This is a genomic window from Tissierella carlieri (assembly GCF_018917285.1).
GTDB lineage: Bacteria > Bacillota > Clostridia > Tissierellales > Tissierellaceae > Tissierella > Tissierella carlieri.
This window is the reverse complement of sequence record NZ_JAHLOH010000053.1, coordinates 127,401-154,133: the sequence shown is the minus strand read 5'-3', so window position 1 is coordinate 154,133 and position 26,733 is coordinate 127,401. Positions and strand designations below refer to the sequence as shown.

The following is a 26,733-nucleotide window of genomic DNA, read 5'->3' as shown; positions in this document are numbered from 1 at the left end:
CTTATTGATTTTCTTGATTATATTGTGATTCAGATTTTATATCTATTTTCCAATTTGTTAATTTTGCTGCTAATCTTGCATTTTGACCTTCCTTACCTATAGCTAAGGAAAGTTGATAATCTGGTACTACTACAACAGCGGACTTTTCTTTTTCATTAGTTATAACATTTAATACTTTAGAAGGACTTAAACTATTTGCAATAAATTCTCCTATATCTTTACTCCAAATTACAATATCTATTTTTTCACCTTTTAATTCATCTACTATTACTTTTACTCTACTTCCTTTAAAACCTACACATGAGCCAAGAGGATCTACATTAGAATCTTTAGAGAAAACTGAAATCTTTGTTCTAGAGCCAGCTTCTCTAGATATAGAATATATTTCAACTATTCCATCATTGATTTCTGGAACCTCTAACTCAAATAGTCTCTTCACAAGATTAGGATGTGATCTAGACAATATTATCTGAGGTCCTTTCGTTGTCTTTTTAACCTCTGATATAAGTAATTTTAACCTATCTCCCTGATTATACTCTTCACCTTCCATCTGTTCAGAAGGTGGCAATATGCCCTCAGTCTTTCCTAAATCTATATATACATTGTTTTTACTAATTCGCTGAACTAACCCAGTAATTATCTCATTCTCTCTATTTATAAACTCATCATAAATTACATCTCTTTCTGCATCTCTTATTCTTTGAATAACTACTTGTTTAGCAGTTTGAGCCGCTATCCTACCGAAATCCTTTGGGGTGATTTCTACTTTTAAAATATCTCCAGCCTGAAATCTATCATCAATTTCTTTTGCATCTTCTAAGCTTATTTCAAGGTATTCGTTTTCTACTATATCCACTACTTCTTTTAATGCCAACACTTTTACCTTCCCAGTTTCTCTATCCATTTCAACTTCAACATTTTGAGATGCATTGAAGTTTTTCTTATAGCTAGAGATAAGTGCCGACTCAAGAGCATCAAATATTACATCTTTAGAAATGCCCTTCTCTTTCTCAATTTCACGAAGGGCATCAATAAAATCTCCATTCATTCATTAAACCTCCTTAAAATTTAACTGCCAATTTAATTAAAGCAATGCCTTCCTTAGGTATTGTAACAATTTCATTAATCTCTGTTCTTATTACAATTGTTTTTTCTTCATAATCCTCTAGAATACCTTCTATTATCTTTTTACCCTTCAGTGGCTCATATAATTTTATTTCAATTTCTTTTCCTAGATTTCTTTTCAAATCCTTATCATTCTTTAGAGGTCTATCTAATCCTGGAGATGAAACCTCTAAATAATATGGCGTAGTGATAGGATCTTTGTCATCTAGTTTATCACTTAATAATTGACTTACCTTTTGACAATCATCTAAATTTATTCCACCTGGCTTATCAAGATATACTCTTAGAAAATAATTTGAACCCTCTTTTAAAAATTCTACATCTACTAACTCATATCCTAACTCATCTGCTAACTGCTCACATATTTCTTTGACAATACTTATTATGCCTTTTCTATTCAATCAACTCACCTCCATAAATTTTTACTTAATATTATGCAAGAACAATATCAATAAAAAATCAAGAGTGGGTTAACCCACTCTTTCCCAGAAAAAATTCATTTTTGTCAAATTAATTATATCATAAATTAAGGAAAAATCAAATATTAAAAAGGCTTATTTGATTACTTAATGGCAAATCACCTAAACAACCATGATTAGTTAATACTTCTAATACAGGTTTACTTACTTTGCCACGATTAACTAAGTCTTCTATAGATATAAATCTAGAGATATTTCTTTCTTCGACAATTTTTCTGGCTACATTTTCACCAAGACCTTCTAGGCTTTTAAGTGGTGGTAGAATCCCATTTTCATCAATTATAAATCTATCACTATCTGATTTGTAAATATCTACATTTTGAATCTTATAACCCCTTGCATACATCTCTAAAACAACTTCTAGAACTGTTAGTAAATTCTTTTCCTTTGCAGTCATATCATTTCCTAGTTTTTCTAATTCCTGAATCTTGTTTTTGACAGTTTCTTTACCTTTAATAACTAAATCTGCATCGAAATCATTGGCCTTAATAGTAAAGTAAGTGGCATAAAATGTCTCAGGAAAATATACTTTAAAATAGGCTATTCTAAAAGACATCATAACATAAGCAGCAGCATGAGCTTTGGGGAACATATATTTAATTTTATTACAAGATTCTATGTACCATTCCGGCACATTTAAACTTCTCATTTCCTCTTCCTCTTCCTTAGATAAGCCTTTCCCCTTTCGAACCTTTTCCATGATTTTAAAGGCTTTCTTCTTATTCATCCCTGAGTTAATTAAGTTTAACATTATATCTTCTCTGGTAGAAATTACCTTGCTTAATGGTGCAATATTTTCTTTAACAAGGCTTTGAGCATTATTTATCCATACATCTGTACCATGAGATAATCCACTAATTCTTACTAATTCGGAAAAAGTACTAGGTTTTGTATCAATAAGCATTTGTCTTACAAATTTTGTGCCGAATTCAGGTATTCCTAAAGTTCCTACTTCACAGTTTATATCATCTTTAGTTATTCCTAAAGATTCAGTACTAGTAAACAGCTTCATAGTTTTTGGCTCATCCAGAGGGATTTTAGTAGGATCAACTCCCGTTAGGTCACCAAGCATTCTGATTATAGTAGGCACATCGTGCCCAAGAATATCTAACTTTAATATTCTCCCACTAATAGCATTATAGTCAAAATGAGTTGTTATTACACCTGAATTTTTATCATCTGCAGGATATTGAATGGGAGTGAAATCCAAAATATCCTTATATTTTGGAACAATCATAACTCCACCAGGATGTTGACCTGAAGTCCTTTTGATTCCAGTACATCCTTGGACCAGCCTATTAATTTCAGCCACATTGACACTTATATCTCTTTCTTCAAGATATTTTTTGACAAAGCCATATGCAGTTTTTTCAGCAATTGTTCCTATAGTTCCTGCTCTGAAAACATAACCTTCTCCGAAAAGTTCTTCAGTGTACTTATGCGCTACAGACTGATATTCTCCTGCAAAATTTAAGTCAATATCTGGCTCTTTATCACCTTCAAATCCTAAAAAGACTTCAAATGGAATATCATGACCATCTTTGTTCAATTTAGCTTGGCATTTAGGACAGATTTTATCTGGAAGATCTGCACCAGAAGCTATAGAGCTATCATCAAAGAATTCACTATATTTACAATTAGGACAGACATAATGTGGAACCAATGGATTTACTTCTGTAATGCCACTCATTGTAGCTACAAAAGATGAGCCTACTGAGCCTCTGGAACCTACTAAATATCCATCTTCTAAAGATTTCCAAACAAGCTTCTGTGCAATTATATACATAACAGCATAACCATTTTTTATTATAGAACTAAGTTCCCTTTCCAAACGTTTTTCCACAATTTCTGGCAAAGGATTTCCATATACTTCTACAGTTTTATCATATGTTATCCTTCTTAACTCTTCCTCAGCACCTTCAATGACTGGTGGAAAAGTTCCTTCTGGAATTGGTAATATTTCCTCTATCATATCATTTATCAAATTAGTGTTTTTTATAACTACTTCTTCTGCAATTTCTTTACCCAAGTATGAAAATTCTTCTAGCATCTCTTCGGTGGTTCTAAAATATAAAGGAGGCTGAATATCTGCATCCTGAAATTTTTGACCTGACATTAGTATTCTCCTATATATTTCATCTTCTGGATCTAAAAAATGTACATCTCCGGTTGCTACAACAGGCTTTTTATTCTCTTTTCCTAATTTATATATTTTTTTATTTATTTCTCTCAACTGATTCTCATCTTTTACTGTTCCTTCCCTAACTAAATACATATTATTTTCAATTGGTTGAATTTCTAAATAATCATAAAACTTTACAATATTTCTTATTTCATTTAGGCTTCTATTTTTTATTATTGCTTTATATAATTCTCCTGCTTCACATGCACTACCAATTATTAGACCTTCTCTATTTGCTTCTATAAGAGATTTTGGAATTCTGGGTCTTCTATGGAAATAGTTTATATGTGACTCTGATACTAATTTATATAAATTTTTAAGACCAATTAGATTTTTAGCTAGTATAATTATATGAAAGCTTTCATCCTTTGAAAAATCTTTGCTGGAATTTAAAGTATTTATCTGTCTAAAGCTTATTATATTTCTTTCTTTTAGAATATCTAATATCTTAAGAAATATTTTAGCTGTAGCAGTAGCATCATCTACAGCCCTATGATGATTAACTAAATCTACATTCAGGTGTTTAGCCACAAGATTCAATTTATGGCTCTTCAAAGATGGAAACACTGCTCTAGATAACTCTAATGTATCTAGTACTGGATTGTTTAGTTCTATATTGATCAGCTTCATCTTTTCTCTAATGAATCCAATATCAAAAGAAGCGTTATGTGCAACTAAAACATCGTCTCCAATAAATTTTACGAAATCTAAAATTACATCTTTAATAATTGGCTTGTCTTTTACCATATTATCTGTAATACCTGTAATGTTGGTAATTAATTCTGGTATTGGTCTTTCAGGATTTATTAACTGACTATAAGTATCTATAATTTCTCCATCTCTAATTTTAACAGCACCAATCTCCGTTATCATATCATTTATAGCAGATAATCCAGTAGTCTCTATATCAAAAACTATATAAGTTGAATAATCTTTATTTTCATCAAAATTGTTTACTATTTCTTTCTTATCATTTATTAAATAGCCTTCCATACCATATATCATTTTTATACCTAATGATTTACTCAGATCCATGGCTTCTGGAAAGCTTTGAACAATACCATGATCAGTTATAGCTAATGCTTTATGTCCCCATTCTTTAGCTCTAGTTGCGATTTTTTTTAGTGGTGTAACTCCATCCATCGAACTCATTTGTGTATGAAGATGTAGTTCCACTCTTTTTTCCTCCGCATTATCTTTTTTTTCGAACTTATCAATTTTACTAAGTGATTTCAGCATTATTACTGTACTCTTAGAGTAGTTATCAAATATTACATCTCCTTCAACTTTTACATGAGAATCATTTGCTACATTTGCAAGAAATTCAGATGTTTGTTCTTCAGATAAAAATACTTTCACAGTAATAGAGTCTGTAAAATCTGAGACATAGAATATGACAAGGGTCTTATTATCTCTAACTTCTCTAGTTGCAAGTTGAAAAACTATACCTTCTATTACACAAGAGCCAGTTTGCATATTAATATCTCTTACCTTAATAGGTGATTCTTTTATTTCTTTTCCATAGATATAATATTTATTAGGCCTATTCAAGTTATTATTAGAGGAATTGGCTTTAGAACCTTCAGCTATATTGATAATAATATCCTTTGCAATCTCTTTTTCTTCAACACCTTTTTGATCAAGAAAGCCTTCCTCATCTATAAATTGATGCTCCGAAATTTTGATGTCTATATTTAAATCTATTTCTTCTAAGATTGCATTTTTAATTTTTTTTATAATTCCATTTTCTTCTAATGAGTAATATGCCACCTTATTCGGTGGAAAAATTACAAGGGAGTCATTAATGATCTCCCATTTTAAACCTTCAATCCAAGAATTACTAGACTGAATTTCTAATTTAATAATTTCTAAAATATTGTCTTCATAGAACTTTATCTTGTCTTCAGTGCTTCCTATGACATTATATCTAAATCTTATCTGCACTTTAAATTGAGTAAACTTATCTTTGAAAACTCTATTTATTTTATTAGATATTATATTATTAATTAAGGTAGGGGATTCAAGGTGTACTATTAAGGTCATTGTTTTTTTAAATATTTGAATTTTATTAATGATAATTTTCAAATTCCTAATATCCTCTAGTCCTTCTTTTGTAATAAATTCTGAAAGATATAGTTGATTATTCTTCATGTATAATTTATCCCCCTTCTCCTCCTGGGATATGAAAATATTATAACTTTTCTATTTCTTTTAACAATTCATCAAGTAAATTTTCTTCTCTAACCTTTTTTATTATTTCACCTTTTCTAAAAATAAGTCCTTCACCTTTTCCTCCAGCTATTCCTATATCTGCTTCCCTAGCTTCTCCAGGACCATTTACTGCACATCCCATTATAGCAACTTTTATATGTTTATTAATTCCTTCAAGTCTTTTTTCAGCCTCTTCTACTATATTAATTAAATCAATATTTGTTCTTCCACAAGTAGGACACGATATTATTTCTATACCTTCATTCAAAAGGTTGAGGGACTTAAGAATTTCTCTACCTACTTTTACTTCTTCTACAGGGTCGCCTGTCAAAGATATTCTTACTGTATCTCCTATACCCATTGACAACAAGGCACCTATTCCAACAGAGGATTTAACAGTTCCTCTCCAGATTGGTCCAGCTTCAGTGATTCCTAAATGTAACGGATAATCTACCATATTAGACATCTTTTCATATGCTTTAATAGTAAGAGGTACGTTACTTGCTTTTAAAGAAATTTTTATATCATAGAAATCCATATCTTCCAATAATCTGATTTGTTCTAAAGCGCTATAAACCATAGAATCCTCATTTACACCATTATATTTTTCTAAAAACTCCTTCTTTAGAGAACCAGCATTTACTCCAACCCTAATAGAAATATTATTTTCTTTACAGGCTTTTACAACTTCTTTAACTTTGTCTAAAGAACCTATATTTCCTGGATTTAACCTTAGTCCATCGGTTCCATACTTAATAGATTCTAAGGCTAGTCTATAGTCATACTGAATATCAGCAATTATTGGAATATTAATTTGTCTTTTTATCTCTTTTATAGCCTTTGCATCTTCCAAATCCGTAATAGCAGACCTAATGATGTCACAACCTGCATCCTCTAATTTTTTTATTTGATTAATAGTAGAAACAATATCTTTTGTCAATGTATTAGTCATAGATTGAATTGAAATAGGGTTGTCTCCACCAATTAGTACATTACCAACTTTGATTACCTTAGTTTTTTTTCTAATCAATTTTATCACCTACTAAAAAATATTAAATTTGAGTATATCTCTATAAGTTACTAATAACATTAGTGATATCAATAGAACGAAGCCAACAAAATGTATGAACCCCTCTTTTTCTGGAGCTATTGGTTTTCCTCTGACTAATTCTATTAACAAAAACACTATTCTACTTCCATCTAATGCTGGTATAGGAAGTAAATTGAAGAAGCCTAAGTTAATGCTAATAAAACCTAAGATATAGAGTAGATTATATACTCCAAGTTTTGCGGCTGCTCCTACTTCATGAATTACACCAACGGGACCTGATAAATGCTTAATCCCAACTTTACCTTTGAATATCATTCCTACAAAGTCAAACATTAATCCTAGAAACATTAAGGTTTTTTCAAATCCACCTTTTATAGCTAAGGATATAGATTTTTCATATTTAGGCGCTATACCAATTATAGTTCTTCCTTCTTCATCAACTGTAGGTTTAACCATAAGTTTTTTTACTTGACCATCTCTTTTAACTTGTATTTCCATCTCTTTATTAGGGTCAGAGTTATTTATGGAGTTAGCTATAGATTCCCAGTTATTTATTTCTATACTATTTATGCTAATTATAATATCATTTGATATCAATCCACTTTTCTCTGCAGGTGAACCTGGTAATGCCTTATCAACTATGTTTGTCGGCATACCTATTCCATAAGAAACAATGGCTAGTATAACAATTGCTAAGATGAAATTCATAATTGCTCCTGCTGCTACAACTGCTATTCTGGATAATGCAGATACCTTATTAAAACCTCTAGGATCATCAGAAACTTCATCTTCACCTTCCATTTTTACATATCCACCAATTGGTAATGCTCTTAAAGTATATTCAGTTTCTCCTTTTTTCTTTTGAAATAATTTAGGCCCCATGCCTATAGAAAATTCATTAACTTTAATTCCTACAATTTTGGCTACGGCAAAGTGACCAAATTCATGTACTAATATTACCATCAAAAAAACAAATATTGCTGATACCGCTGTTAACATTTAAACACCACCTATATTTTAAATTAAAAAGATACTAATATAGTAGTATATTACTGGAACAGTAAAAATTATACTATCAAATCTATCTAATACACCACCATGTCCAGGCATTATAGATCCATAATCCTTTATTCCACAAAGTCTCTTTATTTTTGAAGCCGCTAAATCTCCTAATTGAGCTATTACTGAGCAAATAATAGAAAGCAGAATAATTTTCCACATAGGATTTAAATTAAAGTATATTGAATATATGATAAGTAAAATAGTACTACCTAATATACCTCCTATAGATCCTTCTATTGTTTTCTTAGGGCTGATTTTAGGGCATAATTTTCTTTTTCCAAATAAATTCCCTGCTATATACGCAAATGTATCTGTACCAAATGCTATAATAAAAACTAGCCAAATATACTTACTATTATCTAAATATATAATATGAGAAAGCAAAAACGGAATATATGCTATTCCCAAAAGAGTTATTGATATATCCTCTATAGATATATTTTTATTAGTAATAAATAAAATAAGTAAAGTAATAATAAGTAAAGTAATAATAAGTCCTAAATATTTATTTTCTAACATAATATTTATGAATAATCCAGTTACTCCTAAATATCCAACTAGATAAATAGGCTTAATATTAACTTTCTCTATAGCCTTATAAAATTCTCTTAAACCAATTATCGAAACTATATAAACAGCAAAAGATAACAAATATCCTCCCTTTGAGACAATGAAAATTAATAGGATTAAACCAACTAAGCCACTAAAGAATCTCTTGCTTAAATCTTTCACTTATATTCCTCCAAATCTTCTATTTCTTTTTTGATAATCAATAATGGATAATAATAAATGTTTTTCTGTAAAGTCTGGCCATAGTATATCATAAAAGCAAAATTCTGTATAAGCTATTTGATATAACATAAAATTACTAAGTCTAAGTTCTCCACTTGGTCTAATAAGCAAATCAGGATCAGGTTGCCCTTTTGTATATAGATAATTGGAAAAGTTAGTTTCATTTAAATCATCTATATTAATTTTACCCATTTCTATATCAATTAAAAGGTTTTTAATTCCAAATATTATTTCATCTCTTCCACCATAGTTTAATCCAATATTTAATATCATTCCAGTATTTTGGGAGGTAGTTCTCATGGTTTTTATTACTTCATCTTTAGCATACTTTGGTAATTTTTCAATATCTCCCATAATTTGTACTTTGACATTATTCTTATGTAATTTATCTAATTCTCGCATTATATATTGAACTAAAATTTTCATCAAGCCTTGCACTTCCTCCAGAGGCCTCTTCCAATTTTCTGTTGAAAAAGCATAAAGTGATAAATGTTTTATCCCCAAATTAGATGCAGCTCCAACAATTTCAATTACTCTTTCCATTCCTTCTTGATGACCGAAATTTCTTGGTAAAAATCTTTTTTTTGCCCATCTACCATTTCCATCCATAATTATTGCAACATGTTTTGGAAGATTTATCATATCAATTTGAGATTTAAGTTGTTCTATTGTTTGATTAATATCTGCCACATATATCACCTCATCACTAAAAACCCCTTCCTATGAAGAAGGGGTTTTTTATTATATTTCCATTAATTCGTCTTCTTTTTTCTTTGTTACTGCATCTAATTCTTCAATAAACTTATCAGTTATTTTTTGGATTTCAGCTTCTGCTAATTTTTTATCATCTTCACTAATTTCTTTGTTTTTTTCCATCTTTTTTAATTGTTCATTTAGGTCTCTTCTTATATTTCTAATAGCAACTTTAGCATTTTCTCCGTTTTTCTTAACTACTTTTGTTAATTCTTTTCTTCTTTCCTCAGTTAGGGCAGGAATCAGCAATCTGATTACTTTACCATCATTTGATGGATTTAGACCTAAATCAGATTTTAATATTTCTTTTTCGATTACCGGTATCAATTTTACATCCCAAGGTTGAATAACTAACATTCTTGGTTCTGGAGCCGAAACGCTTCCTACCTGTTTTAAAGGTGTTATCTGTCCATAGTAATCTACTGTGATTTTGTCAAGTAATGACGGGTTTGCTCTCCCCGCTCTAATGCTTTGTAACTCTTCTTTGTAAACCGAAATAGTCTTTTTCATCTTTTCTTCTGCTTCTTTGTAAAGTCCAGTATACATAATTAATCCTCCTTTACATGTGTTCCAATTTTTTTACCTAAAACAACATTAATAATATTATTTGGTTCATCAATGCCAAATACAATTAGGGGAATCTTATTATCCATACATAATGAAGTTGCAGTTGAATCCATTATACCAAGCCCTAAGTTTAAAATATCAATATATTTCAATGTATCAAACTTCTTTGCATTGCAATTCACATTTGGATCTGAGTCATAAACTCCATCTACACCTTTTTTAGCTAGCAATATTACATCTGCTTCTATTTCAGCAGCCCTAAGAGCAGCCGTAGTATCAGTTGAAAAATAGGGGTTACCTGTTCCCGCAGCGAATATTACTACTCTCCCCTTTTCTAAATGTCTAACAGCTTTTCTTCTTATGTAAGGCTCAGCTATCTGCCTCATCTCTATTGCAGATTGTACTCTTGTGTCTACACCTAATTGTTCTAGGGAGTCTTGTAATGCAAGTGCATTCATTACTGTTCCAAGCATTCCTATATAGTCAGATGTGGTTCTATCCATTTCTTTAGTGGATCTTCCACGCCAAAAATTTCCTCCACCTACTACAATAGATACTTGTACACCCAAGTTGTGTAATTCTTTGACTTCCATAGATATTTGATTAATAGTATCTATATCAATTCCAGCACCCTTAGGACCGGAGAGGGCTTCACCACTTATCTTTAAGACGACTCTCTTAAATATTGGGTCCATCTAATTCACTCCTAATGTCAAGTATAGTGTTATTTAAATGGAGAACAAATATATGTTCTCCATTTAATTACATATTAATTTGCTTTGCAACCTCATCAGCAAAGTTTTCTTCTTTCTTTTCAATTCCTTCGCCTACTTCAAATCTTGCAAATCTTCTAATCTTTAGATTCTCACCTATTTTAGCGATTTTCTCATTTAGCAAATCTCTAATCTTAACATCTGGATCCTTTATGAAGTTTTGGTCTAGTAAACATATTTGCTCAAAGAATTTTTCTAATCTACCTTCAACCATTTTAGCAGCTACATGCTCTGGTTTACCTTCATTAATCGCTTGTTGAGTAAGTACTTCTCTTTCTCTAGCTATTTCTTCTTCAGACACTTCTTCTCTTGATACATATTTAGGATTTGAAGCAGCAATTTGCATAGCTATATCCTTAACAAATTGTTTAAATTCCTCAGTCTTAGCAACGAAATCTGTTTCAGAGTTAACTTCTACTAAAACACCTATTCTACCACTATGGATATATGCCTCTACTAGGCCTTCAGCTGCGATTCTTCCTGATTTTTTTGCAGCTTTTGATAATCCTTTTTCTCTTAATAGGTCGATAGCTTTTTCTATATCTCCATTTGTTTCTACTAAAGCATTTTTACAATCCATCATTCCAGCGCCTGTTCTCTCTCTCAAATCTTTTACTGTTGAAGCACTTATATTCATTCTATCCCTCCTATATTGTTAAAAATGGTAAGAGTAGAAGGGACCATCCCTTTTAAACCCTTACCCTTTTATTTACTCTTCTATATTTTCTATTTGTTCCCCTTGCTTTCCTTCTAAAACTGCATTAGCCATAGTTTCAGTTAGTAGCTTAACAGCTCTTATAGCATCATCGTTACCAGGGATAACATAATTAACTTCGTCTGGATCACAGTTAGTATCCACTATAGCAACAACAGGAATTCCAAGAATTTGAGCTTCTTTTACTGCAATTCTTTCTTTTCTTGGATCTACAACAAATAGAACATCTGGTATTCTATTCATATTTTTAATTCCACCAAGGAATTTTTCTAGTCTTTCTGCTTCATGTCTTAATTTGATAACTTCTTTTTTAGGTAAAAGTTCAAAAATACCTTCTTCTTCCATTTTAGCTAATTCATGAAGTCTGTCAACCCTATTTCTGATAGTTTTATAGTTTGTTAACATACCACCAAGCCATCTTTGATTTACAAAATGCATATTACATCTTTTGGCTTCGCTCTCAATAGCTTCTTGAGCTTGTTTCTTTGTACCTACAAATAAAACTTCGCCTCCATCTGCAATAGCTTCCTTAATAAAATCATAAGCCTCTTCTACCTTCTTAACTGTTTTTTGTAAGTCAATAATGTAGATTCCATTTCTTTCAGTAAAAATGTACTGTGCCATTTTTGGATTCCATCTTCTAGTCTGATGTCCAAAATGAACTCCTGCTTCTAATAAACCTTTCATTGTAATTACTGACATACTATTCACCTCCAAGTTTTTTTCCTCCATCCCTTTCATATATTAGAGGAACCATCAGGCACTGCCTCAAATATCAAGGAATGTGTGTAATCACTATAGTAGTATAACATACCATAATTCTTAAAGCAATGATTTTTACATAAAATTGTCTATTTTTTATAATCCTAATATAAATTTGACCTAATTTGATTTTATAAAAAATTTCTTCACGTGTTAATGATTCAATGTAAGCTTTTTATATTTTCGTACATTTTTAGTATGATTTCGACTTCCCTAATACCTTTATTCAATTTTTTTGCAATCTCTTCGTTTGTTAATCCAATTTTTTTTAACTCAACGACATTTTTATGGATGGAGCTTGAGTTTATGCTAACCATATTTGAACTGTTATTACTTAAAAGATTATTATCACTACTAATGATAGAATTTAATTGTTCATTATGTATTTTCTCATTTTTTTTATTTATCATTTCTAATTTAGAATCAATTATTTCATCAAATTCTTCAATTATTTCCTCAGTAAGATTATAATATTCCTTTACTCTTTCTTCAATTTGATTTAAATCATTAACTGCAGTATTATGATTTGTCAAATCCTTTCTTATAATATAAATTGAATAAATAATTAAAATTAATCCAATTATATTTAAAATGATAGTTATCATCTTACACCTCTATTATATACGTATATCGATATTATTTCCTATATTTTTAGTATTTATTTTCTTATTAGTAGATTTTTCAGATTTTTTATTGTCCTTTTTCCGTGAATATCCTTGTTTATTTGATCTATTATCATCAACAATTCTCGATTTGTTACCCTTATCTGTATCCATGACTTTTTTCTTGTTTTTGTTTATGATTTTTTCCTGTTGAATAAATCCACTTTCTACAATATTTTTGTTTTTAATATTTTCTATATACTTTGTACTTGATACTTCTTGAGTTTTGGGAAGCATAACATTATAATCAATAGGTTTAATAGACATATTATCACCTCTTAATATGGTCCAATCCTTATATCTCCATCTTCTTTATAGAATGTGCATCTTTTCATTTCATCTCTTATATACAAAAAACTATTTCCTATAATAATTTTAACACCGGGATAAATAGTATCAGCAACTTTTATCTGTCCCCTAGATAAAGTATTCATTTGATTTTTTACTTCAATTAATTCTCTTTCTACTTTACTAATTTCTAAACTTAATGTTAATTGGGCCTTGCTGAGTTCATTGTATAACTCTTCTTTCCTTATATCAAGTTTATTTGATCTCTTTAATACCTCCAATACTTTTAAAGACTGATCTATTTTTTCAAGATTCTCTTTAGATGTTTTAAATTTTTCGTCTAATTCATCATGTCTTTGCTTGACATCTGGATCAATACCTACTTCCAATACTGTTGTCGTTGCCATTGTAGAACCAATGATTCTAGCTCTGATTTCATACTTAGCTTTACAAACACCACCAACAATTAATCCTTTTTTTCCAAGAACAAGAATGTTAGACTTAGAAGACACATTACTATGCATAATAGCTTCTGCTGTTATATTAGATCCGGCATTGACAACAGAATTTTCAATAAACTTAGTAGACAAGTTTCCCGTAGTATTAATTGTTAATCTATTGTATCCTTGAATTCCTTGTCGTATTAAAACATCTCCATTAGACTCAATTAGTCCTCCCTCTACTGCACCCTTTACTTCAACAGAACCTCCTGTCCTTAAGGTAAAACCATTGAGAATGTCTTTATTCACAATTACATTTCCATCAAAATTTATATTACCTGTACTATTATCAATATTTTCCACTGACAGTACTTCAGAAACACTTACCTTACCATTCTTTAATTCAACTAATCCGTTACGTTCTGAAATCAAAAATATACCATCTAACGATACTTTAACATTTTTTCCATATTTAAATTTTGGCACTCTGCCTTTAGCATATGGTATTGTATCTCCATTAACTTTTTTTCCTTCTTCTCCATCGGTTGGAGGTATAATCTCAGCTAAGACATCTTCTTTATTAACTGTATTAATAGAATCTAGTTCTCTATAGTCCACTGTTCCATCATCATTTAATTTAGGTAATAAAGGTTTTTCCATATCAAAATGATATTTGATACTTCCATCCTTTCCTGGTATTGGTACTTTCCCTTCAGCTATGCAAAACTTCTCTCCAGTGATTCTATTATCTAAAAGATTCTGTAATAGACTTTCTTTTAAGCCATATTTTATATGTTTTTTTATCTCATTTAATAAATCCTTATTATCAATCTGAATATAATCTTGATCTTCACTTTCATATTTTAATATAGTAATATAGCCATATAACCCATCTCTACTAATTTCAAGTACTATGTCATTACCGATATTATACATACTCCACCCCCTAAGATCCTTTAACTATTCCTTCTTTTTCCAAAAAAATTTTAATTTTTAAAATAGCTTTGCTATGTATTTGTGAAATTCTGGATTCTGATAGTTCCATAACATGTCCTATTTCTTTATAAGTTAATTCTTCATAATAATATAAGGAAATTACTAGTCTTTCATTTTTATTTAAGGCATCAATTGAAGTTGATAAAATCTCCTTTATTTCTTTTCCTTCATAAATATCTTCTGGTGTTCCTATATCTTGTTGAATTTCAGAAGAATAATCCCCTTTTGTTAACAGGACTTCTTCTAATGAAGAAATATTAAAAGTTGATATATCAGATAATAATATTTCTAACTCACTTAGTGAAATTTTTAAGTGTTTTGCAATTTCTTCATTTTTGGGGCTTCTTCCAAGTTTGTTTTCGAGAAAAGATATGGAGTTTTGAACATCCTTCGACTTTTTTCGCAATGACCTAGGTATCCAATCTAATTTTCTAATATTATCAATTATAGCTCCTTTTATTCTTATTTGAGCATAAGTTTCAAATTTAATATTTTTGGTTATGTCAAATTTATCAATACTGTCTATTAAACCTAGTACACCATACCCTAATAAATCATCATATTCAATTTTGCTTCCATAAAAATTATACATTCTTCCTGCAACAATTTTAACTAAACCTATATAATATTCTATTAATTCTTTTTTTAATTCTTTATCTTTAGTATCAGTATATTTTATCCATAAGTTCTCAATATTCATTTGATTTCCCCCCATGGAAATTATATTGTTTTTTCTCCATGGCCAATAGTCCTGACTTGTAATAAACCATCATTAGCATTTAATATTATTGTTCTACCGAAATTTCCTCCAGTATCTTCAGAAATAATTTTTATATTTAACTCCTTAAGCTTTGTTTTAGTAGCAATTACATTTCTTTCACCAATTTTTAAAATATCATTGCTAGAATTAAAGTTAAACATTTGGGAGCCTCCGGCTATTTTAGCCACAAAATTATTTCTATCTCCACCTATCTTTATCATGACTTCTACTAACTCTTCAATTCCAGTATCTGCAAACTTTGCTTTATTTTCATTGTTTTTTATTTCTTTACTAGAAGGTAACATAATATGAGCTAAGCCAGCAATTTTATTGACTCTATCATATAATGTGATCCCTACACAAGATCCTAAGCCTAAAGTAGTTAAAAAGTTAGGTGATTTTGTTGCGTTGAGATCGGCCATTCCAACTTTTATAGTTTTAACATTCATCCTATTTTACCCCTAACGCTAATAATATTTTATCGAAAGAAGATAAGTCTGGAAGGAAAAATAAATTTCCAGCAACAAGATTCTGTTCTTCTTCGAAAATTGTTTCTATCATCAAAGCATGATCTGATACATGTCCATATTGTATAGCTGGCACACTAAGGATAGCACCTGCCATATCAATTGAAATTGATGGAACAGATATATACATTTTTAATCCAGTAAGTGAGGATAGTGAATTTGCATATGAAGAAGCGATAATATTTCCTACCTCAGATAATGCAGATATATCCATTTCATCAAGTTCCTTATCTTCTTTTTCACGATTATATAACATATTAGTCAAATTTATAGCAGAATTTATATCTAAGGCAAACATCATATTACCAACGATATCTTCCATTAATTCAAAGTAAATTCCAATTACTAGGTTTTCTTCTCCTCCTAATATCTCAGCTACGTCTCTAAATTCCATTATACGAACATTAGGAACCTTCATATCGATTTTCTTAGATATCATATTTGCTAGAGCAGTAGCTGCATTCCCAGCACCAATATTTCCTAATTCTTTAAGTACATCTATCATAAAATTATTTAAATTATCAACATTGATTGTCATATCATTGCACCTCTAATACTCAAGGACTTTTGATAATTCAAGTAATATTATCAATCTATCCTTAACCTTACCGATTCCTTGTATATAAGATAAATTTTCATTTTCAGAAGAAGTAGGTGGATTATCAATGTTTTCTCTGGCTATTTCCATTACCTCAGAAGATGAATCTACAATTAAACCTGCTACTATCTCATCATTTGAAACAATTATTATCCGAGAGTTATTATCTATTTCTTTAGGTTCCATATCAAGTTTTAACCTTAAATCAATTAGACAAATAACCTCACCCCTTAAATTAATAACTCCTTTAACATGTATAGGACCATTAGGTATTCTTGTTGTTTCTTGCATTTTCTCTATAGAAATCACTTTGTTAATAGGAATTCCATAATATTCTTTGTCTAGTTTAAATACTACATATTTATTGTCTATTACCTCAGACATGTTGATTCCCCCTTATATTAGTGAATTAATGTCTAGAATTAATGAAATATTACCATTACCAAGGATTGTAGCACCAGATAAATATTTTACTCCTCCTAAATATTTTCCTAATCCTTTAATAACAATTTCTTGCTGACCTATTAGGTTATCTACAATTAAACCTGCCTGTTTATCTCCCTTTTTTACTACGACAACTACTAAATCTTCACTCTCTCTATTATCATCTATGCCTAGTATGTCTTTTAATCTTATAATTGGTAAAGTCATACCTCTATATAATACAATCTCTTGTCCTTGCACATCTCTTATTTGATCATTAGAAATATTAATAATTTCCGTAATAGAACTCAAAGGAATCGCGTATATTTCATCATTTAATTTTATTAGTAATGCCTGAATTATAGCCAATGTCAATGGAATTCTAATTATAAACTTAGTACCCTTATCCTTTACACTCTCAATTTCTATATTTCCATTTATTGATTCGATTTTAGATTTAACAACATCAAGTCCAACTCCTCTGCCTGAAACATCTGAGATGGTCTCGGCTGTACTAAATCCAGGTTCAAATAGTAAATTAATACTATCCTCTATTGATAAATTTTCAGCTTCTCTTTCATCTAATATTCCTTTTTCAACTGCTTTTTTCTTAATTAAATTATGATCCATGCCTCTTCCATCGTCTTCTACCTCGATTACTACATTGTTTCCATCTGGATAGGACTTAAGTACAACGGTTCCCACTTCAGGCTTCCCAATCTTAATTCTATCTGCTGGTAACTCAATCCCATGATCTATTGAATTTCTAATCATATGAATTAAAGGATCGCCAATTTCATCAATAACTGTTCTATCTACTTCAGTTTCTTCTCCACTCATTTGTAAATCTATTTCTTTTCCTAGTTCTTTAGATAAATCTCTCACTAACCTTGGGAATCTATTAAAAACTCTTTCTATCGGCACCATTCTAACTTTCATAACCGCATCGTGTAAATTAGTGGTTATTCGTTCTAAATATTCAATAGCTTCTGTCATATTTTCGCCAGTTGTCTTTTCACTTAAATCATCCATCCTAGTCTTGATTATTATTAGTTCACTGACTAGGTTCATTAGATTATCTAATCGGTCGATATCAACTCTAACAGTCTTTCCAACTTTACCAGAGTGAGTTTGAGTTGTCTTCTCACTTTTAACATTAACTTCATCCATTACAATATTTGAATCAGTAGGTACTTCAGATTCTTTTGACTCAATTATCTTATTAGAATTATTATCCTCAGAATCTGTTAAAGTAATGTTTTCTATTTCCGATATCTGATTTAATTCACTTAATATAATTGATTTATCATTATCGCTTACTAAAAGAACAGAAAACTTCAAATCAAATTTCTCATCTTCAATATCTTCAACAGACGGATTAGAATAAATAATTTCTCCAAAGGTTTCTAAAGTATTAAATATAATAAAAGCTCTTGCAGATTTTAACATACATGATTCACTTAAAACAAAATCTATTCTGTATATATTCAAACCTTCTTTTTTCGCTTTATTTATGGCTTCTAAAACAAAATTATCAATCTTCAAGTCATCAACAGGGATATTTTCATGTTTTCCATTTTTTTCTTCATTTAATAGATTTGTTAATTTATTTATTATTATCTGGTTATTGTCATCTTCTTCTGTTCCGAAATCTATAATATGACTTACTGAAGAATCTAACGCATCAAAGCATTCAAATAAAATATCAATTATATTTTCTGAAAGCTCTATATCATTATTTCTTGCAGCTTGCAAAACATTTTCCATCTCATGAGTTAAATTAGCCATATTATGAAATCCCATAGTCCCAGACATACCTTTAATTGTATGAGCTACCCTAAAAATCTCATTTATATGTCCCAAGTGAGAAGGATTCTTTTCTAATTCTAATAAAACATCATTCATATTTTGTAAGTGTTCTTTTGCTTCTTCAACAAATATATTTATATATTGACTAATATCTAAATCCATGACTACACCCCCACTTTATTTATTATTTTATTTGCAATTTTGTCTAGAGGCAATATTATATCTATACAATTTGTAGCGATAGCCGACTTAGGCATACCATATACAACTGAGGTTGCTTCATCTTGGGCTATAGTATAGCTACCAGATTGTCTCATTTTTATTATCCCGTTTGTTCCATCAGATCCCATACCTGTCAAAATAACACCTATTTTTGAGTATCCACTGATTTTAGCCACTGATTCCATCATCTTATCAACAGTTGGTCTTAACCCCATAACCTGCGGATCTTGATTTAATCTTATTACAAGGTCATTAGACTCTTTAACCACTGTCATGTGATAATCTCCTGGTGCGATATAACCACATCCTCTTGATAATACATCTCCATCTTCAGCTTCTTTAATTTTAATATTAGAAATGGAATTTAATCTATCAGCTAAAGACTTAGTAAATTTAGGTGGCATATGTTGTACTATGAGGATAGAAGCATTAATATCACTAGGTAACTCTGAAATCAAAGATTGTAAAGCTCTTGGCCCACCTGTTGAAGTCCCGATAGCTATAATATTTTGAAACCCTGCATAAGTTATATTTAACCTATCCACTTTTACTGTATTTGTTTTTTTAACAGTTTCCTTAATATAAAATTTTGACTTTGCGCCAGCTTTGATTTTTTCTACAATTTCTCTTTTTATATCTGCTTGGCTTAAACTAAAAATATTTGTAGGTTTAGGTAAAAAATCAACTGCACCTTCATCCAATGCTTTTAATGTAAGCTCTGCCCCTTCAGAAGTTAGAGAACTAATCATTATAACAGGTAGTTTATACTTAGATACAATATGTCTTAAAGTTGTTAAGCCATCCATTAAAGGCATCTCAATATCTAAAGTTACTATATCGGGTTTTAAAATTTCTATCTTATCTAAGGCCTCTTGTCCATTTCTAGCAGTACCTACAACAGATATCTCAGTATCTGAGCTAAGTATGTCTGTTAATATTTTTCTAATTAAAGCAGAATCATCTACTATTAAAACTTTTATCATCTATATCAGCCCTTTTAATCTTAAGATTCTTTGTTTTTCAAAAATATATTTTATGATTACTTCTCTATCCTCTTCTCTCATCTCTAAAAATGAAACCCCAATACTAAATTTATAATTAAAACTATTGATTTCTTCTGTTCTTACAACTAAGGCTTTAGATTTTATTAAATGATCACCTATTTTAAATGAACAAATTATCTCGTCTCCTACTTTATTTTCGTAATTACAATAAAGTTTCATTCCGCCGCCTGAAATATCTTTAGTATCACAGGTTTCAATTAGTGTTTCAATATTATCGCCTTCAACTGTTAAATATTCTTTATATACACTTAACGTAGTTAAAAGCCTATAATGGTTTCTTAATTGAATTTTATTAATTTCAGATATTTTTTTTATGTGTAAAGTATATATAGAAGAATAATTTCTAGATAAAACCTTAGCAGTAAAATAATAATTTCCTTTATTTTCAACATTATATGAAACTCTTATATGCTCATCCTTGTGTATAAAAACTAAATTATTTTGCTTAATTGGACCGCTAATTATTAATTCTTTAGGTTTAATTATATCTAAAACCTGTGATGGATATGAGATTTCTTCTTTATCATTTATTTTTATAATTTCAATCTTCGCACCTATATTTAAAGAATCAAATGTGAAACTCACTTAATCACCTCTCTTGAAAAAAACATCTAATATTCTTTTGGCAAAGCTTGTCTTATCGCTTTCAGTTTTTAAAGATTCATTACCTAAAAACCCCATAGCCATTATATTTATTCTCTTAGAAATGGGACTATTTGGATGTGAAATTATAAACGGTATTTGATTTCTTACGGCAAAATTGACTAGGTCATTTTTTTCTATATACCCTAAATAATTAATTTGAACTCTTAGAAAGTTATTTGCTGCATTACTTAATTTACTAAAAATTTCCTTGCCCTCATTTCTATTATTAACTAAATTACAAACAACATTTATTTTGCCTGTAAATCCAGAATAAATTATTGATTTTATCAGTGTATAAGAGTCCATAAGTGAAGTTGGATCTGGAGTGCAAATAACAATTAGCTCATTAGAAGTCATAATAAAATCAGTCACAGAATTAGAAATTCCAGCTCCTGTATCAATTATAATATAATCTGTAGCCGTTTGTAACTTTTCTATTTCTTGAATTAACTTTGGAAAATTATCATCTTTAAGTAATTTCAGCTCTTTCAATCCAGAACCGCCAGAAATAATCTTAATACCTTCTGGACCATCAGTCATTATTTCAAATATATTTTTATCTGAAAATATTATATCTGATATGGTATTGTTAACATTGAGACCAGCTAGTATTTCAATATTACTTAATCCAATGTCAGCATCAATCACTACGACCTCATAACCTAATCTTCTAAGAGATATAGAAAAATTTATAGCGAAATTGGTCTTACCCACCCCACCTTTACCACTAGATATAGCAATAACCTTTGCTTTATTTTCAATTAGTGATTCTCTTTCGTTTCTTATATCTCTTGATTGCATAATTTTTCTTAGTTTTTCTGCCTGATCAATCATTGTTATTCTCCTCAATGAGTTTTTTAACAATATTTTCAACATCAATGATTTGAATGTCGTCTGGAACATTCTGACCTGTCGTAAAATATGAAAGCTCTTTATTCGCAATATGTTTAATATTTAAAATATTCCCGTAGTTTTCAGCTTCATCAATTTTAGTAATAATTAATTTGTAGTCATCTAAAAAATTATATTTATCTATTACTGATTCCAATACCTTATAGTCAGTAGTTGCACTAACTAATAAAAATACTTCCTTTTTTTTAACCGTATTCAGCATATCTTTTAACTCTTCTACTTGTCCTAAGTCGTTATGATTTCTTCCAGCAGTATCTACTAAAATAATATCTTTATTTCGAAAATGATCAATTGCCTTAATCATCTCTTCTTTATTATAAGCTATTTCTAATGGCAATTGCAAAATATCACTATAAATTTTTAATTGCTCTACTGCAGCAATCCTATATGTATCTGAGGTAATTAAACCAATGTCATATTTGTTCTTTAGAACAAAATTTGCAGCTATTTTAGCTAGAGTAGTTGTTTTACCTACACCTGTTGGTCCAATAAAGAAAACAACTTTTTGATCTTCATTTACTATAATAGATCCAGGACTTCCTAAGCCTTCAGCTAAATTAAATCTTACTATTCTCTCGATAGTATCATTGTCTTTTTCTTCTAAGTTTATCTTACTATTCATTTTTTTAAATAATTCAATTGCGATCTCAGGATCTACACCATTATTTACTATTGTGTTATAAAACTTTTTTAAGATAGGTGAAAAAAATTCATCTTCATTCTTATTTACAGAAATATTCATTACAAGATTTCTCAACTCAACTAGCTCTTCATTGATACTATTTAGTTTGTTTTCATATTTACTAATAGTATTTTTATTTAATAGATCTTTATCTTCAAATGCTGCCGTAATCTCAACTAAAGGTTTCTTAAAATATTTAAATAAGCCCTTAGGCCTAATAGTTTTTGTGTTTAATACAACTGCATCAGGCCCTAATTCCATTTTTAATTTTAACATAGCCTCATGGGCTGTTTGACCAACATATTTCTTAATTTTCATTATATACCTACCACCCCAACTGATTGAACTTCTACGGAGGATTCTAGTTCATTATATGATATGACTACCACGTCTCGAGTCATTTGCTCAGTTAATTTCTTAAAATACAGTCTAACAATTGGTGCTGTAAGCACTATGGGTTGTTCACCAATAGAAGTAAGTTTTTGTATAGTTTTAAAAGTATTATTTAAAATTGTCTGTGCCTTATTAGGTTCTATTGATAGATATGAACCAGTTTCTGTTTTATTAATTGAGTTCATAATAAGCTCCTCTACCTGATTATCCAATGTTACTACACTTAGATTATTATTTTCAACATATTTATTAGTAATATACCCAGACATTTTTTGCCTAACATACTCTGTAAGTAAATCAGTATCGCTAGTAATGTTTCCATAATCCGCTAATGTTTCTAGTATAGTAACCATATCTCTTATACTAATTTGCTCTCTAAGTAAATTAGATAAAACTTTTTGTACTTCACCAAGAGATAACACTTTAGGTACAACTTCCTCAACAACAGCAGGAAATTCTTCCCTTACATTCTCAATTAAAGTTTTTACATCCTGTCTCCCAATTAGTTCATAAGCCTTTTCTTTTATTACTTCTGTCAAATGAGTAGCTATTACAGACGGCGGATCGACTACAGTATATCCAAATATCTCTGCCTTTTCTCTTTCCTTTTCTGTAATCCATTTAGCAGGCAAACCAAAAGCAGGCTCTATAGTGTCTATACCTTCTATATTACCTTCTCCAATTCCTGGATCCATTGCTAAATAGTGATCAAAATAAACTTCTCCCTTTGAAACTTTAACTCCTTTTATCTTGATTATATACTCATTTGGATTCAATTGAATATTATCCCTTAATCTAACTATTGGAACTACTAATCCCAATTCCATAGCAATTTGGCGTCTAATCATTATAATCCTATCTAATAAGTCTCCGCCTTGATCAATATCTGCTAATGGTATAAGACCATATCCAAATTCAAGTTCAATATCATCAACTTTCAATAAGTTTAATACATTTTCTGGTTTCCTTAATTCATCTGCCTCTGTAATTTCATCTATATGCTCACTTATTTCTTCCTTAACAGCACTCTTTGTTTTTAATCCAGCAATAATAAATATAATTCCCAACAAGATATTGGCGAAGTTCGGCAAAGGAGTAAATACTCCAAGTATAATCATAACTCCACCAATTATATATAAAATAATTGGATTATTAGAGAATAACTGTTTAATTAAATCTTGTCCAAGATTAGATTCAGAAGCTGCCCTAGTAACTACTAAACCTGTAGCAGTTGAAATAAGTAATGCAGGAATTTGCCCTACTAATCCATCTCCAACTGTTAATAATGTATATCTCTGAAGTGCTTGACTCAAAGGCATACCTTTTCCAATAATCCCAATAAGAAAGCCTGCACCAATGTTTATAATTGTAATAATAATACCTGCAATAGCATCTCCTTTTACAAACTTACTGGCTCCATCCATAGCGCCGTAAAAATCAGCATATTTTTGCACATCTTTCCTTCTTTTCTTCGCCTCTTCTTCAGTAATTAGACCAGAGTTTAAATCAGCATCTATAGCCATTTGTTTACCAGGCATTGCATCTAAAGTAAATCTAGCAGCTACTTCTGAAACACGCTCAGCACCTTTAGTGATTACTAGGAAATTTATAATAACAATAATGAAGAATATTATAAATCCAACAACATAATTTCCCCCAATTACAAAGTTTCCAAAAGCTTCTATAACCTTACCAGCATCTGCCTCTAAAAGAATACCCCTTGTAGTTGAAATATTAAGGGCAAGTCTAAATAATGTAGTAAGTAATAATAAAGATGGAAAAATAGTTATCTGTAAAGCATCTTCGGCGTACATAGATAATAATAGAATTAATAAGGATAGAGAAATATTTAAACTTAGTAAAAAATCTAAGACACCTGTATTTATGGGTATTATTATTATAAGTATTATTCCAATTACAGCTAAAGCTACCAATATATCTCCTAACTTCATTTTCTATCCTCCTAGAATTCGTCTTTTAAACTATAAACATATGCCAATACTTCAGCAACTGCTTCATATAAATCTTCTGTGATAATATCACCAATTTCAATTGAATCATATATAGCTCTAGCCAATGGCTTATTTTCTATTATTGGAATCATATTTTCCTTGGCTACTTTTTTTATATTTTCAGCTATTATATCTACTCCTTTCCCAATAATATAAGGAGCATCAAATTTATCTTTATCATATTTTATAGCAACTGCATAATGAGTAGGGTTAGTGATTATGACATCTGCTTTTGGTATATCTTGCATCATCCTACTCATGGCTATTTTTCTTTGCTTTTCTTTTATTTTTCCTTTAATGAATGGATCTCCTTCAGTTTGTTTATATTCTTCTTTTATTTCCTGTTTGCTCATCATAAGGTTCTTTTCATGTTCTCTCCACTGAAAAAAATAATCCATAATTGCTAAGGCTAATAAAATTCCTAAAATTCTTATAACAAAACCATACATCAAATTGGAAAAGTTTATAAATGACTCAAAAGGTTCCATACTAGAATATTTAATCACTCTAGTCACTTGACTATTTGCATATTTTACAGCAATATACCCAACTAGAGTAACCTTCAAAATAGATTTTACAAGTTCTACTAAAGCACGTTTTGAAAATATCTTTTTAAAACCTTCAATAGGATTTAGCCTATTAAATTTTATTTTTAACGTCTTAGTAGTAAATAAAAAACCTACTTGAAAATAGTTGATAATCAAAGAAGATAAAAAAGCAACTATTAGAATAGGTGAGCTTATTATTATAAAAATCGTTGAGATATTTAGAAAATTAATCATTAAGTTATTGGGATTTAAAAAAACTTCTACATTACTGATTTCAGTAAAAATATCAACCATAAATTTTTTTAATTGCTCACTCATAAATCCCCCAAATAACTTTAACCCTAAAAAACAGCTAAAGAGAATTACAACTGTGTTAACTTCTTTACTTTGGAGTATTTGTCCTTCTTCCCGAGCATCTCTTCTTTTCTTAGGGGTAGGCTTTTCAGTTTTTTCAGAGAATAGTTGCAAATTAATTTTTATTATCATAATATCAACCTTATATTAAGTCTTAATAAATTTGTATATATCATTAACTATTAGATCAAAAATACCATTTATGACAGTAAAAAAAATAGGCATACTGATTAAAATAATTAATAATCCAATTAGTACCTTGAGAGGCATTCCAACGACAAAAACATTCATTTGAGGAATGGTCTTTGATATAATGCCTAAAACTACGTCAGTAAGAAATATTATTGCTACTATTGGCGTACTTAGCTTAAATCCAATTTCAAAAGATTTAGATAAAGAATTTATAAGGAGATTCATTGTATCTCCTGTATATTTAAAACCACCAATAGGTAAAAATTTATAGCTATCTACCAAAGCCGATATAATTAAATGATGACCATTAAAGCTCATTAATAAAAGAAATGATAGAATATAATAAAAGTTTCCCATCAATGGAACTTGTATTCTGTTTTGGGGATCTATTACATTGGCCATCCCAAATCCAATTTTCATATCAACAATTTGTCCCATTACATAAAAAGCTGAAAAGAAAGCATAGGATATAAATCCAATAATTACTCCTACCATCAACTCCTTTAATATAAGTAATATCAATATCTCATTACTAAAATCAGGAGAAATTGATAAAGTTGATGTTATTAATAAAGATACTGAAAAAGATAATCCTATTTTCATTATATTTGGTATGTTCTGAGAGCTAAAAAAAGGTGAAAAAATAAAAATTCCTGATGTTCTTACCATGACTAATAAAAATAATTGATACTTACTAAAAATTAATTCCATAACTGCATCCATAGTAGCCACCC

The 26,733-nt window shown here is 29.8% G+C and carries 26 protein-coding genes; all 26 read right to left on the bottom strand.

The window, feature by feature from the left end; genetic code table 11:
* Window position 1: 1 nt before the first annotated feature.
* The 26 genes from nusA to fliR all read right to left on the bottom strand — a co-directional run bounded on the left by nusA (window position 2) and on the right by fliR (window position 26,722).
* Window positions 2-1,048 carry a transcription termination factor NusA gene (nusA, locus tag KQI38_RS19790; RefSeq protein WP_216562545.1) on the bottom strand — a complete coding sequence of 349 codons (1,047 nt, stop codon included), beginning with the start codon at window positions 1,046-1,048 and terminating at the stop codon, window positions 2-4.
* Between the two features lie 13 nt (window positions 1,049-1,061).
* A complete protein-coding gene (gene rimP, locus KQI38_RS19785) occupies window positions 1,062-1,526 on the bottom strand; it encodes a ribosome maturation factor RimP (protein ID WP_216562543.1) in 465 nt (154 codons plus the stop codon).
* Between the two features lie 136 nt (window positions 1,527-1,662).
* Complete coding sequence (locus tag KQI38_RS19780) at window positions 1,663-5,937, bottom strand: PolC-type DNA polymerase III (protein WP_216562541.1); 4,275 nt, start codon at window positions 5,935-5,937, stop codon at window positions 1,663-1,665.
* A gap of 40 nt (window positions 5,938-5,977) precedes the next feature.
* The gene (gene ispG / locus KQI38_RS19775) at window positions 5,978-7,027 is read right to left on the bottom strand and encodes a flavodoxin-dependent (E)-4-hydroxy-3-methylbut-2-enyl-diphosphate synthase (RefSeq protein WP_216562539.1); all 1,050 of its coding nucleotides are present in this window, start codon (window positions 7,025-7,027) and stop codon (window positions 5,978-5,980) included.
* Window positions 7,028-7,039: 12 nt separating this feature from the next.
* Window positions 7,040-8,047: an RIP metalloprotease RseP gene (rseP, locus tag KQI38_RS19770; RefSeq protein ID WP_216562537.1), complete on the bottom strand. Its 1,008-nt coding sequence runs from the start codon at window positions 8,045-8,047 to the stop codon at window positions 7,040-7,042.
* Window positions 8,048-8,065: 18 nt separating this feature from the next.
* Window positions 8,066-8,842 carry a phosphatidate cytidylyltransferase gene (locus KQI38_RS19765; protein ID WP_216562535.1) on the bottom strand — a complete coding sequence of 259 codons (777 nt, stop codon included), beginning with the start codon at window positions 8,840-8,842 and terminating at the stop codon, window positions 8,066-8,068.
* Window positions 8,843-9,592 (bottom strand): isoprenyl transferase, encoded by a 750-nt coding sequence (locus tag KQI38_RS19760; protein ID WP_256310224.1) that lies wholly within the window; start codon window positions 9,590-9,592, stop codon window positions 8,843-8,845.
* A 51-nt stretch (window positions 9,593-9,643) separates the two neighbouring features.
* Window positions 9,644-10,201, bottom strand: coding sequence for a ribosome recycling factor (gene frr, locus KQI38_RS19755; protein ID WP_094900110.1), 558 nt, complete (start codon window positions 10,199-10,201; stop codon window positions 9,644-9,646).
* Window positions 10,202-10,203: 2 nt separating this feature from the next.
* The gene (pyrH, locus tag KQI38_RS19750; protein ID WP_216562533.1) at window positions 10,204-10,917 is read right to left on the bottom strand and encodes a UMP kinase; all 714 of its coding nucleotides are present in this window, start codon (window positions 10,915-10,917) and stop codon (window positions 10,204-10,206) included.
* 67 nt (window positions 10,918-10,984) lie between these two features.
* Window positions 10,985-11,632, bottom strand: a complete 648-nt coding sequence (gene tsf / locus KQI38_RS19745; protein WP_216562531.1) for a translation elongation factor Ts — start codon at window positions 11,630-11,632, stop codon at window positions 10,985-10,987.
* A gap of 72 nt (window positions 11,633-11,704) precedes the next feature.
* Window positions 11,705-12,412, bottom strand: a complete 708-nt coding sequence (gene rpsB, locus KQI38_RS19740; RefSeq protein ID WP_094900107.1) for a 30S ribosomal protein S2 — start codon at window positions 12,410-12,412, stop codon at window positions 11,705-11,707.
* Between the two features lie 221 nt (window positions 12,413-12,633).
* Window positions 12,634-13,077: a DUF6115 domain-containing protein gene (locus KQI38_RS19735; protein WP_216562529.1), complete on the bottom strand. Its 444-nt coding sequence runs from the start codon at window positions 13,075-13,077 to the stop codon at window positions 12,634-12,636.
* 12 nt (window positions 13,078-13,089) lie between these two features.
* Window positions 13,090-13,401 (bottom strand): hypothetical protein, encoded by a 312-nt coding sequence (locus KQI38_RS19730; RefSeq protein WP_216562527.1) that lies wholly within the window; start codon window positions 13,399-13,401, stop codon window positions 13,090-13,092.
* 11 nt (window positions 13,402-13,412) lie between these two features.
* Window positions 13,413-14,798, bottom strand: a complete 1,386-nt coding sequence (locus KQI38_RS19725) for a DUF342 domain-containing protein (protein WP_216562525.1) — start codon at window positions 14,796-14,798, stop codon at window positions 13,413-13,415.
* Between the two features lie 10 nt (window positions 14,799-14,808).
* The gene (locus tag KQI38_RS19720; RefSeq protein ID WP_216562522.1) at window positions 14,809-15,558 is read right to left on the bottom strand and encodes a sigma-70 family RNA polymerase sigma factor; all 750 of its coding nucleotides are present in this window, start codon (window positions 15,556-15,558) and stop codon (window positions 14,809-14,811) included.
* 20 nt (window positions 15,559-15,578) lie between these two features.
* Window positions 15,579-16,067 carry a chemotaxis protein CheD gene (locus KQI38_RS19715; protein ID WP_216562520.1) on the bottom strand — a complete coding sequence of 163 codons (489 nt, stop codon included), beginning with the start codon at window positions 16,065-16,067 and terminating at the stop codon, window positions 15,579-15,581.
* 1 nt (window position 16,068) lies between these two features.
* Window positions 16,069-16,683, bottom strand: a complete 615-nt coding sequence (locus KQI38_RS19710) for a chemotaxis protein CheC (RefSeq protein WP_216562519.1) — start codon at window positions 16,681-16,683, stop codon at window positions 16,069-16,071.
* Window positions 16,684-16,695: 12 nt separating this feature from the next.
* Complete coding sequence (locus KQI38_RS19705) at window positions 16,696-17,127, bottom strand: chemotaxis protein CheW (RefSeq protein WP_216562517.1); 432 nt, start codon at window positions 17,125-17,127, stop codon at window positions 16,696-16,698.
* Window positions 17,128-17,139: 12 nt separating this feature from the next.
* Window positions 17,140-19,137: a chemotaxis protein CheA gene (locus KQI38_RS19700; protein ID WP_216562515.1), complete on the bottom strand. Its 1,998-nt coding sequence runs from the start codon at window positions 19,135-19,137 to the stop codon at window positions 17,140-17,142.
* A 2-nt stretch (window positions 19,138-19,139) separates the two neighbouring features.
* A complete protein-coding gene (locus KQI38_RS19695; RefSeq protein ID WP_216562513.1) occupies window positions 19,140-20,180 on the bottom strand; it encodes a protein-glutamate methylesterase/protein-glutamine glutaminase in 1,041 nt (346 codons plus the stop codon).
* A complete protein-coding gene (locus tag KQI38_RS19690) occupies window positions 20,181-20,846 on the bottom strand; it encodes a flagellar brake protein (RefSeq protein WP_216562511.1) in 666 nt (221 codons plus the stop codon).
* Entirely contained in the window at window positions 20,847-21,740 is an 894-nt protein-coding gene (locus tag KQI38_RS19685) for a MinD/ParA family protein (RefSeq protein WP_216562509.1), read from the bottom strand. It abuts the gene before it with no gap.
* Window positions 21,733-22,818: a flagellar biosynthesis protein FlhF gene (locus KQI38_RS19680; RefSeq protein WP_246565935.1), complete on the bottom strand. Its 1,086-nt coding sequence runs from the start codon at window positions 22,816-22,818 to the stop codon at window positions 21,733-21,735. Before KQI38_RS19680 ends, KQI38_RS19685 begins: the two co-directional genes overlap by 8 nt.
* Window positions 22,818-24,845 (bottom strand): flagellar biosynthesis protein FlhA, encoded by a 2,028-nt coding sequence (gene flhA / locus KQI38_RS19675; RefSeq protein ID WP_216562507.1) that lies wholly within the window; start codon window positions 24,843-24,845, stop codon window positions 22,818-22,820. The genes KQI38_RS19680 and flhA overlap by 1 nt, the downstream gene beginning before the upstream one ends.
* Before the next feature lie 11 nt (window positions 24,846-24,856).
* Window positions 24,857-25,939: a flagellar biosynthesis protein FlhB gene (gene flhB, locus KQI38_RS19670; RefSeq protein WP_216562505.1), complete on the bottom strand. Its 1,083-nt coding sequence runs from the start codon at window positions 25,937-25,939 to the stop codon at window positions 24,857-24,859.
* A 15-nt stretch (window positions 25,940-25,954) separates the two neighbouring features.
* Entirely contained in the window at window positions 25,955-26,722 is a 768-nt protein-coding gene (fliR, locus tag KQI38_RS19665; protein ID WP_216562502.1) for a flagellar biosynthetic protein FliR, read from the bottom strand.
* Window positions 26,723-26,733 lie beyond the last annotated feature (11 nt).

Excerpts from the sequence above, each read along its gene's own strand:
- nusA (WP_216562545.1), bottom strand. The coding sequence starts at position 1,048 with ATGAATGGAGATTTTATTGATGCCCTTCGTGAAATTGAGAAAGAGAAG.
- KQI38_RS19780 (WP_216562541.1), bottom strand. The coding sequence starts at position 5,937 with ATGAAGAATAATCAACTATATCTTTCAGAATTTATTACAAAAGAAGGA.
- rseP (WP_216562537.1), bottom strand. The coding sequence starts at position 8,047 with ATGTTAACAGCGGTATCAGCAATATTTGTTTTTTTGATGGTAATATTA.
- frr (WP_094900110.1), bottom strand. The coding sequence starts at position 10,201 with ATGTATACTGGACTTTACAAAGAAGCAGAAGAAAAGATGAAAAAGACT.
- pyrH (WP_216562533.1), bottom strand. The coding sequence starts at position 10,917 with ATGGACCCAATATTTAAGAGAGTCGTCTTAAAGATAAGTGGTGAAGCC.
- tsf (WP_216562531.1), bottom strand. The coding sequence starts at position 11,632 with ATGAATATAAGTGCTTCAACAGTAAAAGATTTGAGAGAGAGAACAGGC.
- rpsB (WP_094900107.1), bottom strand. The coding sequence starts at position 12,412 with ATGTCAGTAATTACAATGAAAGGTTTATTAGAAGCAGGAGTTCATTTT.
- KQI38_RS19735 (WP_216562529.1), bottom strand. The coding sequence starts at position 13,077 with ATGATAACTATCATTTTAAATATAATTGGATTAATTTTAATTATTTAT.
- KQI38_RS19730 (WP_216562527.1), bottom strand. The coding sequence starts at position 13,401 with ATGTCTATTAAACCTATTGATTATAATGTTATGCTTCCCAAAACTCAA.
- KQI38_RS19725 (WP_216562525.1), bottom strand. The coding sequence starts at position 14,798 with ATGTATAATATCGGTAATGACATAGTACTTGAAATTAGTAGAGATGGG.
- KQI38_RS19720 (WP_216562522.1), bottom strand. The coding sequence starts at position 15,558 with ATGAATATTGAGAACTTATGGATAAAATATACTGATACTAAAGATAAA.
- KQI38_RS19715 (WP_216562520.1), bottom strand. The coding sequence starts at position 16,067 with ATGAATGTTAAAACTATAAAAGTTGGAATGGCCGATCTCAACGCAACA.
- KQI38_RS19710 (WP_216562519.1), bottom strand. The coding sequence starts at position 16,683 with ATGACAATCAATGTTGATAATTTAAATAATTTTATGATAGATGTACTT.
- KQI38_RS19705 (WP_216562517.1), bottom strand. The coding sequence starts at position 17,127 with ATGTCTGAGGTAATAGACAATAAATATGTAGTATTTAAACTAGACAAA.
- KQI38_RS19700 (WP_216562515.1), bottom strand. The coding sequence starts at position 19,137 with ATGGATTTAGATATTAGTCAATATATAAATATATTTGTTGAAGAAGCA.
- KQI38_RS19695 (WP_216562513.1), bottom strand. The coding sequence starts at position 20,180 with ATGATAAAAGTTTTAATAGTAGATGATTCTGCTTTAATTAGAAAAATA.
- KQI38_RS19685 (WP_216562509.1), bottom strand. The coding sequence starts at position 21,740 with ATGATTGATCAGGCAGAAAAACTAAGAAAAATTATGCAATCAAGAGAT.
- KQI38_RS19680 (WP_246565935.1), bottom strand. The coding sequence starts at position 22,818 with ATGAAAATTAAGAAATATGTTGGTCAAACAGCCCATGAGGCTATGTTA.
- flhA (WP_216562507.1), bottom strand. The coding sequence starts at position 24,845 with ATGAAGTTAGGAGATATATTGGTAGCTTTAGCTGTAATTGGAATAATA.
- flhB (WP_216562505.1), bottom strand. The coding sequence starts at position 25,939 with ATGATAATAAAAATTAATTTGCAACTATTCTCTGAAAAAACTGAAAAG.
- fliR (WP_216562502.1), bottom strand. The coding sequence starts at position 26,722 with ATGGATGCAGTTATGGAATTAATTTTTAGTAAGTATCAATTATTTTTA.